General features: G+C 70.0%; 15 protein-coding genes. 7 read left to right on the top strand and 8 right to left on the bottom strand.

What is annotated here, in order from left to right:
* Positions 1-105: 105 nt before the first annotated feature.
* Together DFJ67_RS01235 and ileS are read right to left on the bottom strand one after the other, a co-directional pair.
* Positions 106-792 carry a lysophospholipid acyltransferase family protein gene (locus DFJ67_RS01235; RefSeq protein ID WP_116066173.1) on the bottom strand — a complete coding sequence of 229 codons (687 nt, stop codon included), beginning with the start codon at positions 790-792 and terminating at the stop codon, positions 106-108.
* A 78-nt stretch (positions 793-870) separates the two neighbouring features.
* A complete protein-coding gene (gene ileS / locus DFJ67_RS01230) occupies positions 871-3,987 on the bottom strand; it encodes an isoleucine--tRNA ligase (protein WP_116066172.1) in 3,117 nt (1,038 codons plus the stop codon).
* Between the two features lie 260 nt (positions 3,988-4,247).
* Between ileS and DFJ67_RS01225 the strand changes: the two genes are divergently transcribed.
* From DFJ67_RS01225 to DFJ67_RS01210, 4 genes are all read left to right on the top strand, one after another.
* Complete coding sequence (locus DFJ67_RS01225; RefSeq protein WP_116066171.1) at positions 4,248-5,258, top strand: ArsR/SmtB family transcription factor; 1,011 nt, start codon at positions 4,248-4,250, stop codon at positions 5,256-5,258.
* A gap of 72 nt (positions 5,259-5,330) precedes the next feature.
* Positions 5,331-6,329, top strand: a complete 999-nt coding sequence (locus DFJ67_RS01220; RefSeq protein WP_116066170.1) for an ABC transporter ATP-binding protein — start codon at positions 5,331-5,333, stop codon at positions 6,327-6,329.
* Positions 6,326-7,099 carry an ABC transporter permease gene (locus tag DFJ67_RS01215; RefSeq protein ID WP_116066169.1) on the top strand — a complete coding sequence of 258 codons (774 nt, stop codon included), beginning with the start codon at positions 6,326-6,328 and terminating at the stop codon, positions 7,097-7,099. The genes DFJ67_RS01220 and DFJ67_RS01215 overlap by 4 nt, the downstream gene beginning before the upstream one ends.
* A gap of 13 nt (positions 7,100-7,112) precedes the next feature.
* Positions 7,113-7,889, top strand: coding sequence for an ABC transporter permease (locus DFJ67_RS01210; RefSeq protein ID WP_116066168.1), 777 nt, complete (start codon positions 7,113-7,115; stop codon positions 7,887-7,889).
* Positions 7,890-8,123: 234 nt separating this feature from the next.
* On the opposite strand, the gene DFJ67_RS01205 is transcribed toward DFJ67_RS01210, so the two are convergent.
* Together DFJ67_RS01205 and DFJ67_RS01200 are read right to left on the bottom strand one after the other, a co-directional pair.
* Positions 8,124-8,438 (bottom strand): SMI1/KNR4 family protein, encoded by a 315-nt coding sequence (locus DFJ67_RS01205; protein ID WP_116066167.1) that lies wholly within the window; start codon positions 8,436-8,438, stop codon positions 8,124-8,126.
* 25 nt (positions 8,439-8,463) lie between these two features.
* Entirely contained in the window at positions 8,464-9,249 is a 786-nt protein-coding gene (locus tag DFJ67_RS01200; protein ID WP_116066166.1) for a zinc finger Ran-binding domain-containing protein, read from the bottom strand.
* A gap of 87 nt (positions 9,250-9,336) precedes the next feature.
* Between DFJ67_RS01200 and DFJ67_RS01195 the strand changes: the two genes are divergently transcribed.
* On the top strand, positions 9,337-11,097 hold the full coding sequence (locus DFJ67_RS01195; RefSeq protein ID WP_147315375.1) for an AbeC-like domain-containing protein: 1,761 nt from the start codon (positions 9,337-9,339) through the stop codon (positions 11,095-11,097).
* Positions 11,094-11,426 (top strand): hypothetical protein, encoded by a 333-nt coding sequence (locus DFJ67_RS01190; protein WP_116066164.1) that lies wholly within the window; start codon positions 11,094-11,096, stop codon positions 11,424-11,426. The genes DFJ67_RS01195 and DFJ67_RS01190 overlap by 4 nt, the downstream gene beginning before the upstream one ends.
* Before the next feature lie 13 nt (positions 11,427-11,439).
* On the opposite strand, the gene DFJ67_RS01185 is transcribed toward DFJ67_RS01190, so the two are convergent.
* The 3 genes from DFJ67_RS01185 to DFJ67_RS01175 are packed head-to-tail and all read right to left on the bottom strand — an operon-like array spanning position 11,440 to position 14,764.
* Positions 11,440-12,195, bottom strand: coding sequence for an SDR family NAD(P)-dependent oxidoreductase (locus DFJ67_RS01185; RefSeq protein ID WP_116066163.1), 756 nt, complete (start codon positions 12,193-12,195; stop codon positions 11,440-11,442).
* On the bottom strand, positions 12,192-13,661 hold the full coding sequence (locus DFJ67_RS01180) for a cryptochrome/photolyase family protein (protein ID WP_116066162.1): 1,470 nt from the start codon (positions 13,659-13,661) through the stop codon (positions 12,192-12,194). Before DFJ67_RS01180 ends, DFJ67_RS01185 begins: the two co-directional genes overlap by 4 nt.
* A 29-nt stretch (positions 13,662-13,690) precedes the next feature.
* Positions 13,691-14,764: a hypothetical protein gene (locus tag DFJ67_RS01175; protein WP_116066161.1), complete on the bottom strand. Its 1,074-nt coding sequence runs from the start codon at positions 14,762-14,764 to the stop codon at positions 13,691-13,693.
* A gap of 60 nt (positions 14,765-14,824) precedes the next feature.
* Between DFJ67_RS01175 and DFJ67_RS01170 the strand changes: the two genes are divergently transcribed.
* Positions 14,825-15,223, top strand: coding sequence for a VOC family protein (locus DFJ67_RS01170; protein ID WP_116066160.1), 399 nt, complete (start codon positions 14,825-14,827; stop codon positions 15,221-15,223).
* Here DFJ67_RS01170 and DFJ67_RS01165 read toward each other — a convergent pair.
* Positions 15,210-16,217: a prenyltransferase gene (locus DFJ67_RS01165; protein ID WP_116066159.1), complete on the bottom strand. Its 1,008-nt coding sequence runs from the start codon at positions 16,215-16,217 to the stop codon at positions 15,210-15,212. The genes DFJ67_RS01170 and DFJ67_RS01165 overlap by 14 nt on opposite strands.
* Positions 16,218-16,292 lie beyond the last annotated feature (75 nt).

Below are 16,292 nucleotides of genomic sequence, written 5' to 3'. Positions count from 1 at the left end.
TTGAGGCCCGTCGATGGCGACGCTAGGAGTGGGCATTTCACACTGTCAACGAGTTTCGGAAACATTCCGGAAACTCTTTCGGACCGAGATCGGCACCCAGCGCGGCTACTCCGCCTGCGGTGTGCCGACGCGGAGCATAGGGGCGTATTTCGGGACGTATTCCTGGCCCGTGAGCTCCTGGATCGCGGCCATCACCTCGTCGGTGACCTGGCGCAACGAGGAGCTGTCGGTGCCGCGGCCGATGACCTCGATCGGCTTGCCGAACTTGACCGTGGCCGTGCCGCGCTTGAAGCGGGGCACGCGATGGCCGATCGGCTGGAGTTCGTCGGTGCCGATGAAACCGACCGGGATGATCGGCACGCCGGCGGCCAGGGCCAAGCGGGCCACGCCCGTGCGGCCGCGGTAGAGGCGCCCGTCCGGCGACCGGGTGCCCTCCGGGTAGATCGCGACGAGGTCGCCGGACTTCAGCACCGGGATCGCACCGTCGAAGGCGGTCAGGGCCGCGCGCCCGCCGGCGCGTTCGACCCGGATCGCGCCGATGCCGTTCATCACCGAGCGGGTGAACCAGCCACGGAAGCCGGTGCCGCTGAAATATTCCGCTTTCGCCCAGAACGCGATGTGCCGCGGGATGACCGAACCCAGGAAGAGCTCGTCGGCCACCGAGAGGTGGTTGCCCGCGAGGATCGCGCCACCGCGCGGGGGCACATTCTCCAGCCCCTCGACCTTCGGCGCCCAACCCCACCGCATGCTCACGCCGATGGTGAGCTGGCCGATTGTGTAGAGCAGCGGCACGGGTCCTCCGGATCTCGCGGGCGTGGGCGGTGTCACCGTAACCGACGCCGCCCGCGCCCGCGAGTGGACGAACAGGCGCTAACTACGCACCACTGTCACCCGAACGGTTTCCCCGTCGCCGACCTCACCGGCGAACCCGGTGGCGGCCGCGCTGAATGTGATCGAGTCGGCCAGCACTTCGCGGGCGACGAAGTCGCCGAACGTCTCGACCGCCTCACGGACCGACGACGATCCGTTGAGATCGACCCGGATCCGGTCGGAGACGTCGAGGTCGGCGTCGCGGCGGGCCTGCTGCACGACCCGGACCACGTCGCGGGCCACGCCCTCGGCCGCCAGTTCCGGCGTCACCGCGCTGTCGAGCACGACCACGCCCTCGCCGTTGGGCAGGGCCGACGAGTTGGCCGCGTCGGCGGCGACCAGCTTCAGGTCGTATTCACCCTCCTGGAGGGTGACACCGGCGGCGACCGGCTGGCCCTCGACCAGCGACCACTCGCCGGCCTTGACCGCCTTGATCACCTGCTGCACGGCACCGCCGATCCGCGGGCCGAGCGCCCGCGGCACCACCGTGAGCACCCGCTCGCAGTAGGCCGCCACGTCGTCGGTGAACTCGACCGACTTGACGTTGACCTCGTCGGTGACCAGGTCGGCGAACGGCCGCAGCGCGGCCGCACCCGGCGACGCCACCGTGAGTGACGGCAGCGGCAGCCGGACCCGCAGGCCCTTGGCCTTGCGCACCGACAGCGCCGCCGAGACCAGGTCGCGGACCGCGTCCATGGCGGCCACCAGGTCGTGGTCGGCCGGGAACTCGTCGGCAGCCGGCCAGTCGGTCAGGTGCACCGAGCGCTCGCCGGTCAGCCCGCGCCACACCTCCTCGGCGGTCAGCGGAGCCAGCGGCGCCATCACCCGGGTCAGCGTCTCCAGCACCGTGTAGAGCGTGTCGAACGCGTCGCGGTCGCCGGCCCAGAACCGGTCACGGGACCGGCGCACATACCAGTTGGTCAGCGCGTCGAGGAAGGTCCGCACGGTCACGCAGGCGCCGGAGATGTCGTAGGCGTCCATCTGCCGGGTCACCGTCGACACCAACTCGCCGGTCTTGGCCAGCACATAACGGTCGAGCAGGTGTGTCGAGTCGACCCGGCGCACCGCCTCGTAGCCGTCGGCGTTGGCGTAGAGCGAGAAGAAGTACCAGACGTTCCACAGTGGAAGCAGCACCTGCCGCACGGTGTCGCGGATCGCCGGCTCGGTGACCGGCATGTCGCCGCCGCGCAGCACGGGTGACGACATCAGCATCCAACGCATCGCGTCGGAGCCGTAGTCGTCGAACACCTGGTAGACGTCGGGATAGTTCTGCAGCGTCTTGCTCATCTTGCGGCCGTCGGAGCCCTGCAGGATGCCGTGGCTCACGCAGGTGCGGAACGCCGGCCGGTCGAACAGCGCGGTCGCCAGCACGTGCATGGTGTAGAACCAGCCGCGCGTCTGTCCGATGTATTCGACGATGAAGTCGCCCGGATAGTGGTGCTCGAACCAGTCGGCGTTCTCGAACGGGTAGTGCACCTGGGCGAACGGCATCGAACCCGATTCGAACCAACAGTCGAGCACCTCGGGGACGCGACGCATCGTCGACTTGCCCGTCGGGTCGTCGGGGTTGGGCCGGGTCAGGTCGTCGACGAAGGGCCGGTGCAGGTCGGTGACCTGCACGCCGAAGTCACGCTCGAGGTCTTCGAGCGAGCCGTAGACGTCGAGCCGCGGGTAGTTGGGGTCGTCGGACTTCCACACCGGGATCGGCGAGCCCCAGAACCGGTTGCGGCTGATCGACCAGTCGCGGGCGTTGGCCAGCCACTTGCCGAACGAGCCGTCCTTGACGTGCCCCGGCGTCCAGTCGATCTGCTGGTTGAGCTCGACCATCCGGTCCTTGAACTTGGTCACCTGCACGAACCACGACGACACCGCCTTGTAGACCAGCGGGGTGTCGCAGCGCCAGCAGTGCGGGTAGGAGTGCGTGTAGGTCTCCTGCCGCACCACCACGCCGCGTTCCTTGAGGTCGCGGGTCACCGGCTTGTTGGCCTCGAAGACCTGAAGTCCCTCGTAAGGGGGAACGAGCGCCGTGAACCGGGTGTGGTCGTCGACCGTCACGATGGTCGGGATGCCCGCCGCGTTGCAGGCGTTCTGGTCTTCCTCACCGAACGCCGGCGCCATGTGCACGGCCCCGGTGCCGTCTTCGGTCGTGACAAAATCGCCACCCAGCACCTGGTAGGCGTTGGGCCCGGCCCGATCGACCAGGAAGTCGAACAGCGGCGTGTAGCGCTTGCCCACCAGGTCGGCACCGCGCCGGGTGCCGGTGCGGGTGAACCCCTCCAACTCCTTGGCGTAGTAGTCGGTGCGGGCGGCACCCACCAGGTAGACCTGGCCGGCGTCGTCGGTCAACTCGGCGTATTCGATGTCGGGGCCGACCGCCACCGCGAGGTTGGACGGCAGCGTCCACGGCGTGGTGGTCCAGACGGCCAGCTTCTCGCCGCTGTCGAGGGTGAACCAGACGGTCAGCGACGGGTCGTGCCGGTCGCGGTAGACGTCGTCCATCCGGGTCTCGGTGTTGGACAGCGGGGTCTCACAGCGCCAGCAGTAGGCCAGCACCTTGAAGCCCTCGTACACCAGGCCCTTGTCATGCAGGCTCTTGAACGCCCACATGACACTCTCCATGTAGGACAGGTCGAGCGTCTTGTAGTCGTTGGTGAAGTCGACCCAGCGGGCCTGGCGGGTGACGTAGCGCTCCCAATCCTGGGTGTATTGCAGGACCGAGGTGCGGCAGACGTCGTTGAACCGCTCCACGCCGAGGTCGACGATCTCGGCCTTGGTGGTGATGCCGAGCTGCTTCTCGGCGACCACCTCGGCCGGCAGCCCGTGCGTGTCCCACCCGAACCGGCGCTCCACGCGCTTGCCGCGCATGGTCTGGTAGCGGGGGACGACGTCTTTCACGTAGCCGGTGAAGAGGTGGCCGTAGTGGGGGAGGCCGTTGGCGAAGGGCGGGCCGTCGTAAAAGACGAACTCGTTGTCCCCGTTCACCCCGGCGTCACGCAGCTCGATCGAGGCCTCGAAGGTCTTGTCGGCCGTCCAGTGATCCAGCACACGCCGCTCGACCGCGGGCAGGTCGGGGCTCGCCGGGACGCCCGGCTTGCTCTCGTGCTTGGGATAGGCCATCGGTGGTCAATCTCCTCGAACAGCTCACACACGTCGTGGACTGCGAGGACGACCCTTCCGGGCCGCGGTACCACCCCGCTTGGTGATCAAAGAACGACCACCCGCTCGTTGGCCGGCTGTAACGGGCCGACCCGTCCGGTTCTACTGAGATCCGAAGATCCGTTCTTCCGGAGGCTCACCGGTGATAGCCGGATCGTCGCCTATGGCACATAAGGCTACCTGACTGCCAACAACAGGCGCGCGCGACTTATTCTCGGGCCGTGATCCGGATCGAGTTGGACGAGCCGACGCTCGACCGCACCCGGATCGCGATCAGCCCGCTCTGGGAGCTGGTCGACTCGTTCTATCTGCTCGACCGCAACCCCGACGGGGTGCCCTGGCCCTACCAGCAGTGGGCGGTCCGGGCCCGCGAGGTGATCCGCGACGATCCCGCCGCGGCCCGGGCGGCGTGGCTGATCCGCGAGTCCGGTTCGCGGGCGCCCGACTTTCTGTGCCCGATCCCGCCCGGTCCGGCGCCCACGATCGAGGAGGAGTTGCACGCCCTCTGCGCGACGCCCCTGCGGGTGGTGAAGGAGCAGCTGCCCGACTACTACGCCGACGATCCGCCGGCCTGGATCCGGCCCTTCCGCGACGACTCCGCGCGGGCGTTCGCGGAGTTGGCCGACGGGCTCGCCGCGTTCTGGGCACAGGCGATGGCGCCGCACTGGCCGGCGATGCGGGCCGCCCTCGACGAAGAGGTGCTGCACCGGGCCCGGGCGCTGGCCGCCGACGGCCCCGACGCGCTGCTCTCCGGCCTGCACAAGCGGGTGGTCTGGCAACGGCCCGTGCTGACCCTGATCAAACCGCTGGAGCAGGCGTTCTCCGCCGTCGACAAGCGGCTGCTGCTGATCCCGTTGATCTTCTCCCGGGGCGCGTTGATGTGCTCCACCGACCATCCCGAGGTGGTCGCGGTCTCCTACCAGGCCCGGGGCGCGGCCGTGCTGGCCGAGGGCCGCCCGGAACCGGCGCCGGACCGGCTGGCCATTCTGATCGGGCGCGGGCGGGCCGCCGTACTCGATGCGCTCTCCCGTCCCTCGACCACCGCGGGCCTGGCCGCGACGCTGGGGCTGGCGCCGAGCACGGTGTCGGAGCATCTCGCCGCGCTGACCGCCGCCGGGGTGGTCAATCGGCGCCGGGCCGGGCGGCGGGTGCTCTACTCGCTCGAACCGGCCGGGACCGCGCTGCTGCACCTGCTCGCCGACGACCCGAGCCGCCGCCAGCATTCGGCTTAGACCGCTGAGTCGATGATTCGGCGTTCGCCGAATTCGTTTCCCTGACTGCGCGGGCGCACCTACTTTCTCCGCATGACCCTCGCGATCGAGGCGCGTGGCCTGCGCCGGACCTACCGCACCCGCACGGGCTGGTTCAATCCCCGCCGGGTCGAGATCGACGCCGTTCGCGGTGTCGACCTCGACGTCCGCCGGGGTGAGCTGTTCGGCCTGCTCGGGCCCAACGGCGCGGGCAAGACCACCACCATCAAGATGCTCAACACCCTGCTCATACCCACCTCGGGCACCGCGCGGGTGTGCGGCTTCGACGTGGTGTCACAGACCCGGGAAGTGCGGCGCCGCATCGGGTACGTCTTCGGCGGCGACCGTGGCCTCTACGACCGGCTGTCGGCGCTGGACAACCTGCGCTACTTCGCCGAGCTCTACGCCGTGCCGGCCGCGCGGCAGAAGCAGCGGATCGGCGAGCTGCTGGAGCTGGTCGGGCTGACCGGGCGGGAGCGGGAACGGGTCGAGGGCTACTCGCGGGGCATGCGGCAGCGGCTGCACATCGCCCGCGGTCTGCTGCACGACCCCGAGGTGCTGTTCCTCGACGAGCCGTCGATCGGTGTCGACCCGGTCGCCGCACGGGAGTTGCGCAACACGGTCGCCGGCCTTGCCGCCACGGGGACGACCGTTCTGCTCACCACCCACTACATGGCCGAGGCCGAGGAGCTGTGCGACCGGATCGCGGTGATCGCCGGCGGCGAGATCCAGGCGCTGGGCACCGCCGACGAGCTCAAGCACCACGCCGAGGGTCGCCGCGTGCTGGAGGTGCAGGCCTTCGGGGTCAGTGACGAGCAACTGGCCGGGATCGACGTGCTTCCGGGGGTACGCGAGGCGAGCGTCGAAGTGGTCGGCACGAGTCAGGTGCTGACCATCCAGTCGGACGCCACGGTCGACGTGCAGGCTTCCGTGCTGAGCGCGCTCGACGGGGTGCGGCTGGGCCGGGTGACGGCGCGGCAGCCGACGCTGGAGGATGCCTACATCGCGATCGTCAACGGGGTCGACCGCACGCCGGCGATGGTGACCGCATGACGTTGTTGCGGTTGATCGGTGTCGCCACGCTGTTGCACGTCAAGCAGCTCAGCCGGTCGCAATTCGAGATCGCGACCGCGTTGTTCGTACCCCTGGTGCAGGCGACCCTGGCTGTTTATCTGTTCCGGGCGGGAACGGAACCGCACCGCCTGCTGGAGGCCGCGGTCGGCGCGGGGATGATGGCGGTCTGGAGCTCGGTGCTGTTCGGCTCGGGCGGCGCCATCCAGATGCAGCGCTGGCAGGGCACGCTGGAGATGCTCATGCTGGCGCCCCGCCCGCCGGCGCTGCTGGTCTTCCCGATCACGCTGGCGACCGCGGTCACCGGCACCTACGCGATGATCGCGACCCTGCTCTGGGGCGGTCTCGTCTACCGGATCCCGCTCGACGTGGCCGACCCGGTGGCGTTCGCCGTCTCGGTGCCGGCCGCGATCCTCGGCCTGGGCATGTTCGGCCTGCTGCTGGCGTCGACGTTCGTGCTGCTGCCGAACGCCAACGCCATCAACAACACGCTGGAATACCCGATCTGGCTGGTCTCGGGAATGCTCGTGCCGATCACGGTGCTCCCCGGCTGGACGGGCCCGATCGGCGCGGTGCTGCCGACGACGTGGGCGGCGCGCGCGGTCCGCGAGTCGGTCACCGGCTCGGGCCCCGTCTGGCCGTCGCTGGGCATCTGCCTGGCGATCAGCGCGGTATGCCTGGCGGCCGGCGCCGTAACGATGTCCTACGTGGAGCGTCGCGCCCGCGCGAACGCGACCCTCGCCCTAGCCTGAGGTTTGGTCTGCCATGCGCCTACTCGCCGTCGGCGGCGTGATCGCCTACCGCGCCCTGTTCAACTGGACTACCCCGTCGATGTTCGTCGGCACCCTGCTGGTCGGGCCTTTATTCCAGCTGTTGTTCTTCGCCTTTCTGGGCCGCCAGCTGGGCGTAGCGGACGACACGTTCTACATCGTCGGCAACGCGGTCCTGGCCGCGTCACTGGCCTGCGTCTTCGGCGGCACGATGGCGGTCTCCAACGAGCGGCGTTACGGGACGCTCGGCCACGTGCTGCTCTCGCCGCGGCCGCGGACGCTGGTGTTCCTCGGTCGGGCGATTCCCTATGCGGGCAACGGGTTGTTGATCGCCGCCTTCACGTTGACGGTCGGGTCGTTGCTGCTGGGGTTGCGCATCCCGTTGGGCGCGCTGCCCGGGTTGGCGTTGACGCTCGCGGTCGGGTCGCTGTCGTGCGCGTTCTTCGGCCTGACCCTGGGCGCGCTGGGCTTGCGCTTCCGCGACGTGTGGCTGGTCTCCAACGTGTCGGTGTCGCTGTTGCTGCTGCTGACCGGCGTGAACGTGCCGGCCGACCACCTGCCGGCGTGGATGCGGGTCGTGGGCGGCGGCCTGCCGATCACCCATTCGGCGGAGGCGGCCCGCCGCCTGGTCGCGGGCGATGGCTTCGGTGCGGCTCTGTCGCCACTGGGTCGAGAGGTCGCGGTGGGCGCGGCATACGCGGTAGTGGCGGCTTTATTGCTGAAGATCTTCGAGGCCGAGTCTCGGCGCCGCGCGTCCCTGGACACCCTGTGACGCCTGTCAGTCCCGGTGGTCGCGCCACGCGAGTTGCCCTTGGTCGACGGTCGGTCGCGACGTCGGCCAGCCGCCGGGCCGGGGGTAGTCGGCGGGGAGACGGCCGACGCGAGTTGGCGGTATCTGGGCGAGCGCGTCCACCGTGTCCGCGAACAGGTCCCGCAGCGACTCCCACCTGCCACCGAACGGGCCCCCGCAGAAGTCCGCCGCGAACGGAATCCACGCCTCGTGCCATTACCGACCGCGGACGTCGTCGTCATGCTCCAACAGACGCTTTCCCACCGAAGCCTGGGCAACAATCCCGTCGGCGTCGAGCAAATGAAAATCCCCTGGGAAGGAGAACCCAGGCCCAACCCGCGAGTTGTCGGCACCGTTGTGCCGTCGCAAGCTGGCGACCAACTCGGCGGGCAGAGCCAGCCCGAGCCGGGCCGCCAGATCGCCGAGCACGTCATCTCCCGCCGGCGGACTCAACGCGCCGAACGTCGCCGGCGCATGAGCCTGCAGCCAGGCCTCGATCTCACCCCAAAGACCATCGATCGACAGCACCATCTCGCCACTGTAGACAGCGGCTGCCTCAGCAAGGTGTGCTGGTCGCGGAGCCGCTGTGGATGCGGTGTGCGCCGGCGGGTTGAGTCAGCAGATAGGTGATGTCCCATAGCGTGCAGGTTTCCGACTCCCGTCCGGTCGGGCCGAAGTATGGATCCTGGCGGCTGGTGAAGGTCACCTGAGCCTGCACGGCGCCCGGACCGTTGTCGCCGAGCCACATCAGCACCACGTCGGAGTCCCAGGTGGTGGAGATGTCGGTAGCGAACTTCGCCACCGCATCAGCGTCGGTGGGAGCGATGTTTCCGGCCGGATCGAAGGCAGCGACGGCCTGCTCGGCGTTGTGCGCGTTGATCGCCGAGAAGTAGCCGTCGAACAGGGCGGCCACCGCCGGCGCACGCTCGTCGGTGACCGCCGGGTGGATGGTCACCATCCCGACGGTCTGGGGCGGCGGGGCGATCGTGGGCTCGACCGGGGCAGTGGTGAAGGTGGGCGCGGTATCAGGTGGCGCTACGGTCGTGGTGCTCGTGGCCTCCGGACTCGCGGTGAGCCGTTCGTGGACGCCGGCATACCAGCCGCCGCCGGCCAGGACGAGCAGGGCGAGGGCGGCGATCCCAGCGATCAGCGGTCCGCGCTGGCGACGAACGCGGGCGGCGGGCTGGTAGGCGCGCAGCGGTTCGTAGCTCGTCGCGGGAGCGGGCGCAGTCTCGTTGACGGGATCAGCTGCCGGCTCGTCGGCGGGATTCCCACAGACCGCGCACGTCGTGGCGAGAGGCTCGTTGCGCCGGCCGCATTCGCCACACTGCCAGGGCGTCACCGCTACACGGTACGCGTATCGGCCGGTTGAGCCGGTACCTCGTTCCGGTGATTACCGTCCGCGGGAACAAGGGTTACCGTCGTCCCGGTGACGAGACCGCAAGCGGCAGGCGAGTTGCCGTTCCACCACGGCGACGGTCCGCGGCCGCCGGCGCGGCACCTGACGGCGACGACCCGCTATCTGTGTGGGGCCGCGTACACCGACCGGAGCTTCGCCGATCGCGTGATCAGCGAACTCGTCGAAGACGAGCACCGCGCGGTGGCCCCGTCGTATGAGTTCGATGTCGAGCCCGTCGTGCGGCACGCCTTCCGGGCCCGGTTTCGCTGGATCTTGCGCGCCGCCGCGCTCACTGTCGTGCTGATCGTCGGCGTGGGTCTGCTGCCGTGGGGCGTTCTGATCGTCTACGGCACAGTGCTGTGGTTCGCCGTCCCGATGCTGCTCCGCCAGCACACGTCGTTGGACTGGGGCAAGATCGCACTGGGCACGGTGTTGATCGTCGTGGCCGCGGAGTTCTTCGTCCTGGTTCCGCTGTATCTGCTGATCGCACGTCCCACCATCGAGGGCGACCAGGCGTTCGTGGAGCCGTCGTCACCGACTGGCTTCCAACTGATCGTCGAGACCGTGGTCTTCGCTGGGCTCGTGTTCGGAACCCTGACCTTCGCGAACAACCGCAACCTCCTGACACTCGTACGCGAGCTGGCGCCGGAGGCGGCGCACCAGCTGCCGCGACTTCGCAGCCAGCGGCTCGAGCGGAGGGCCCAGGTCGCCGGCGGAGCCCAGGACGGCAACCTGCTGCTCTACAGTGGAAACGAGCCCTTCCTTGGGGCCGGCCGGCGGGGTCGTGACTGGTCCATGGTGCTCGAGCTGAGGCGCGCCGCGGATCCCAGCGGCTACGCGCCGGGTGAACTGGTCCGCATCGACCCGGTCGCCCTCAACCGATACGTCAAGCGGCGGCTCGCCGACCTGCGCGACGACTCGCTTCCGGAGCCGGAGCAGATCGCCGGCCTCCAACTCCGCGACGTGATTGTCGCGGCGGGTGACCGGGAGCCCACCAGTCCGCTGGTCGACCTGGCGGCCCGGCTCCCCTTCCCTTACACCAGCCGCGCCGCCATCGAAGCCTTCATCCGGCATCCTCAGGCGAGCGCGCGACATTTTCTGCGGGCCACCACCGGAACCCGCGGCACCGCGGTGCGTGACCAGTACGGCTACCCGATTCTTGGCGCGGAGGATCAGGAGGTCGAGGTCTCGGCGTTCGTCCACCTGGCGGTCGAGGGCGGGCTGTTGTATCTCGAGTATGTGCCGACGATGCTCGGGCCTCTCGACGATCGGTTCCACGAGATCGACCATCTGCCCCGCAACAGTTCAGACCTGCTGCTTCGGGCGCTGGCCGAGGCGGTCCGCGCGCTGCCGGTGGCGTTGATCCTCGCCCCGCTGGAGTTGGCCGCCGGGCTCTTTCGGCACTGGACCATGACCGCTCGCATGAACCGGATGGACCGGCGCAGCTTCGAGGCCCTGCGATACGACTACGGCGCTCGCACCAGCATCCGCGCGCTCGCATCCGCCCGCGGCCCGGACACCTTCATTCAGACGCTGGACTCCACCAAGTACAGCAAGCTCATCGAGCGCCGATTGACCGGCGCGGTGATCGACTACCTGGAGAGCCAGGGCGTCGACACCAGCGAGTTGATCCAGCGTGTCAACGTGGTCCATGACAACTCGGTGGTCAACGTCTCGGGCGGCACCTTCAACGGTCCCGCCGCGTTCGGTCGTGAGGCGACAGCCACCGCCAACGGCGCGGCGGTCGGCAGCAACGCAGCGGCCGTGCCCAACGGAGCGAAGAAAGCGTGAGCGACGGAGTCAGCATCAGCGGCGGCACGTTCCACGGCCCGGTGGCTGCCGGCAAGGAGGCCAGCGCGACCGTCAACTATCACTCACCGGTATCCGCGACCGACCTGGATGCCCTGCTGGGCCAGCTTCGCACCTTGATCGACCAGGCCAGCGACCGTGCCGCAGCCCGCGCCGCTGTCGAGGACGTCGAGGAGGCGGTGAGCCGACCCACGGATGCGCCGCGGCTGGCGAACCGGCTCCGCTCCGCGCGGGATCGCTTCGAAGAGGTCGGTGCGGCGGCCGGTCTCATCGCGGCGATCGCCCAGGCCTGCGGCATCCCGTGGAACTGAACCCGCGACGACCTCAGCGCGACTCTGGGTCCTGGCCCTGAGCGGCGCGGCCGCCGTCGACGGGGATGACCGTGCCGGTGATCAGGCTGGCCCCAGGGGAGAGAAAGAAGGCGACCGCCTCCGCCACCTCGTCGGCCCGGCCGACGCGGCCGATCGGGTGGAGACGCGCCATCTCCTCCGCCACCTGGGTCACCGCCGTCGCTGGCAGGCCGGCCAGATAGCCCGCGTAGCGCTCCGTCTCGATCGAGCCCAACGCCACCGCGTTCGCCCGGATCCCGGACGGCCCGTAATCGACCGCCAACGCCCGCGTCAGGCCCTCCACCGCCGCCTTTGCGGTCGCGTAGGGGAGGGCGCCGCGGACCGCTCGCTGGGCCTGGTGTGACGAGACGTTGACGATCGCACCCGGGGTGCCGGCCGCCAGGAAGCGGCGGACCGCCACCGCCGAGCCGACCACCGCCGGCGCCAGGTTGAGTGCGATCAGCGCGACCACCTCGGCCGCCGGCGCCGAGGACAACGACAGGTCGCGGAAGACGGCCGCGTTGTTGACCCAGCCGGCCAGCGGTGCCGCCGCCTCGGCCAGGTCGGCCGCCGACGAAGCAGCGGCCTCGTCGGTGGCGTCGCCGGTCACCGTGAGCAGGCGTGGATGGGACCACGACACCGGGGTCAGGTCGAGGACCACCACGGTGGTGGACTCGACCGCGAGCAGGCGCGAGGCGATCGCCCGGCCGACGCCGCCCGCGCCGCCGGTGACCACATAGGACGCGGTCATGGTGCGCGGTCGCCGCGGTCGCGTTCCTGGTCGCGGACCGCGCCCAGGTCTTCCAGGCGATCCAGTTGGCGCATCGCCTGGCCCAGCCGCGCGTTGCCCAACAACCGGCCGCGATTGCGATCCAAGAACGACCAATAGCCTGCCGTGTACGGGCACGCGTTGACACCCAACCGCGACCGCGGGTCATACCGGCAGCCGCGGCAGTAGTCGCTCATCCGGTTGATGTAGGCGCCGCCGGCCGCGTAGGGCTTCGTGGTCATCGCGCCCAGGTCGGCGTACTGGCTCATGCCGATGACGTTCGCCGTCATCACCCACTCGTAGCCGTCGACGAAGCTGCGGTGGAACCAGTCGACCAGCTCGGCCGGGCGCCAGCCGCGCTGGAGCGCGTAGTTGCCGAGGACCATCAGGCGCGGGATGTGGTGCACCCAGCCCCGGTCGCGGACGCCGCGCAGGACGTCGGCCAGGCAGCGGGCCTCGACCGAGTCGGCGTCGAGCGACTGGAACCACGACGGGACCGGACGGGTGGCGCGCAGGCCGTCGGCGCCGCCGTAGTCGGCGCCGAAATACCAGTAGAGGTGCCAGATGTAGTCGCGCCAGCCGATGAGTTGGCGGACGAAGCCCTCCACGCTCGACAGTGGCGCCTTGCCGGCGCGGTAGGCGTCCTCCGCGCGGCGTACGGCGTCCAACGGGTCGATCAGGCCCAGGTTGAGCGGCGCCGACAGCATGCTGTGGGCCATCCATGGGTCGTCGGCGAGCATCGCGTCTTCATAAGGGCCGAACGCCGATAGTCGGTGGTTGATGAAATGCCGCAGCCTGGCCAGCGCCTCGGCGCGGGTTGCCGGGAACAGCCGCGGGCCGTCGGCGCCGACGAAACGGATGCCCTCGCGTTCCCACTGGTCGAGGTCGGCGCGTACGCCCTCGTCGATCTCGTCTTCCACCGGCATTGGCGGTGCCGGCACCTCCATGCCTTCGCGGGGCGGTGGCTGGCGGTTCTCCGTGTCGAGGTTCCACCGCCCGCCGGCGGGTGCGTCGCCATCCATCAGCACGTCGAGGCGGCGCCGGGCGTCGCGGTAGAAGTCTTCCATCCGCAGGCGCCCGTGCCGGCCGTCGGCCCAGGCCACGAACGAAGCGGGGCTGGTGGCGAAGCCGCGGGGCGGCCGCACGGTCACCCCGTCAAGACCCTGCACGAACTCGTGAGCACGGCGAGAGGTCGGATGGCATACGTCGAGTGGTTCGCCGCTGACCTTGCGTAGCGCCTCGGCGTAGGTCTCCGTGCGCAGGAAGATCGCTTGATCACCGAGTTCGGCGGCGCGGTGGCGCAGGGCGGAAAGCACGAGGTGGGCCTTCTGCCGGTGGAACGCGCGGCGCCGGAAGACGGCCTTCGACTCGACCAGCAGGACCGGTTGGCGGGGCGCGTCGAGGAAGTGCGGCCCCAATTGGTCGGCGAACAGCCACCGGCGGATCATCCGATCATTGTGCCCCTCTTTCGAGGGATTCAACCCTTCGATTTGCGCGTGACGATCGTGTCGCGCAGAGCACTCAGCCGGTTGTTGCTGTCGCCGACGTCGAGCCGGGTGAACACGCCGGTGCCGAGGCTGCCGTAGTCCACCCAGGAGCAGACGACCACCTCCGCGCCCTTGTCGGTGCCGACCCCGCACCGCCGGGCCTCGCCGCGTTCGGTCGCCTTCACGGTCTGCACGTCGTGCAACTTGTAGGTGGGCGTCACCCGGCTGATCTCAGCCGCGACGTCACTGTCCGGAGACCAATGGAACCCGGTCGTGCCGTAGACCGTGGCCCGCTTGTTGTCGCTGTCGACGAACAGCCCGGCGAAGGTCGAGGCGGCGAACAGATAGGCGGCGCGCATGTCACCTTCGAGCTGCTGCGCCGTGCGCTTGCTCGCCGTGTCGTCGCGCAGCGTCAGCCCGCCGACCGCGCTCGGCACCGCCGCCTCGGCCGGGTATTGCGCGTAGACCGGCAGACCGAACCACGCCGGGCAGCCGCAGCAGCAGAGCAGCGAGAGCAGCGCGAACCAGGGCCAGCGGCGACGGCGCCGCACCGGGACCGCGACATAGCCGGGCGGCGGCCGCCATCCCGGCGGCGGCAGCGCCGGCTCGGGCCGCTTCGCCTTGCGGACCTTGACCGGAGGGCGGGCCGGAACAGGAACGGGAAGCGGCGGCGGCGCTGGGGGTGCCACCGCGGGCTCGACCCACGTGGGCGGATAAGTGACGTCCATCGGGTACGCCGGCAACGGGTCGGCGTCGGCCCACGGGTCGACCGGAGTGTCCGGCTCGAACATCCGCCCGGTGGCCATCTGCCGGGTCGGTTCGCGCCGCTCAGCGGGCGGCGGAGGAGGAGGCGGAAAGCCCGACTCGTCGTCGAGCCACTTCTTGCGCTTCGGCACGGCCGGCGGCACCGGCGCGGCACCGGTCCACTTCGGCGGCTCCGCCTCGACCGTCGCGGTCGGCGGGTCCGGCTCGGTCGGTGGGTCCGGCTCGACGGGAGAGCCCGGATCGGCCGGTGTGACCGGCTCGGTCGCGCCGTCCCGGCGCTCCCGCTGCTCTTCCGCCATCGCGGCGCTCCTCTCCCAGCCCGACCCGAGGTTAGACGAGCAGGTCTACCCTTTCCCGCCATGCACATCGAACTTGCGGCACTCGTCGTCGACGACTACGACGAGGCGATCGGCTTCTTCGTCGACGCCCTCGGTTTCGACCTGGTCGAGGACAGCCCGGCGGAGACCAACGACGGCCGCCCGAAGCGCTGGGTCGTGGTCCGCCCGCCGGGCGCGCAGACCGGCCTGCTGCTCGCCCTCGCCGACGGCGATGACCAGCGGAAAGTGGTCGGCAACCAGTTGGCCGGCCGGGTCGGTTTCTTCCTGCGGGTCGACGACTTCGCGGCCGCGTACACCCGGATGCGCGAAGCGGGTGTGACCTTCCACGGCGAACCGCGGCACGAGGTCTACGGGACGGTCGTCGTCTTCGAAGACGTCGCGGGTAACAAATGGGACCTACTGGGACCTAGCGAAAAATAGCCCACGCCGCCAGGCCGAGGATCAGCAGCGCGCCGGCCCGGCGGGTGTGGATGAACGCCAGCGGTGCCCACCACAGTGGCCAGACCGGGTTGTTGGGCGGCGGGTCGACGGGCTTGGGCTCGCGGAACCGTCGCCACACCCACACCAGCGTCGGCAGCCCGCCCAGCGTGGCCAGCGCCGGCCAGGGCAGCTCGCCGGCGACGACCAGCGCCACCACGCCCACGTAGTAGAGCAGCATCATGCCGACGGTCGCCGCCTTGCCGAACGGCTCGCCGAGCACCACTGGGAGCGTGCGGGTGCCACTGCGGGCGTCGTACGGCAGCTTGTCGATGTGTTTGCCCATCAGCACCGTGGTTGGCAGCAGCGCGTAGACGAGCGCGGCGACCACGACCGCCCAGGGCAGCGTGCCGGTGCCGGCGTAGTAGACGCCGCCGACCATCAGCGGACCCCAGGTGACCAGCACGTCGAGCTCGCCGAGACCGATCTTCTTGAGGCGCAGCGGCGGCGCGGTGTAGGCCCAGGAGAGGAACAGCCCGCCGAGCGCGAACGCGGCGACCCACCAGTTCTGCCGGACGATCAGCGTGATCATGATGGCCAGGTCGATCACCTGGCAGAGCACGATGCCGGCGAGCAACTGCCGGCGGGTGACCAGGCCGGCCAGGATCGGGTGCGGCGCGTAGAGCGCCCGCGGGTAGTCGGCGGTGTCGTTGCCGAGATCGGTGTCGGTCAGGTCGTTCATCAGGTTGTTGGCCAGGTGCGCGACCACGATCCCGACGACGGCGAGCCCGACGTTGAGCCAATCGACCGACACGGTGGCGACGGCCGCGAGGAGCACGGCGATCAAACCCGAGGTCAATGTCATCGGGAGTACGCCGGCGCGGGTCACCACCAGCCAGCGGGTGACCGGGTCGACGACGCCCTGTGCGGGCGGGTTGGTGGTGGCGAACGCGTATCGCCAGGCCGACAGCCGGTCGGCAACGCTGAGGCTGCTCACGGCATCGATGCTACGCCGCTCTTGAACCTGTTCAAGACGGCCCCGGGCGCGCGGGCGGACCGCCCGATCACGCCG

Origin of the sequence: Asanoa ferruginea (genome assembly GCF_003387075.1) — a bacterium.
In the GTDB taxonomy this organism is placed as follows: Bacteria; Actinomycetota; Actinomycetes; order Mycobacteriales; family Micromonosporaceae; genus Asanoa; species Asanoa ferruginea.
The sequence above is the reverse complement of the archived record's forward strand: the minus strand, read 5'-3'. Positions and strand labels throughout refer to the sequence as shown.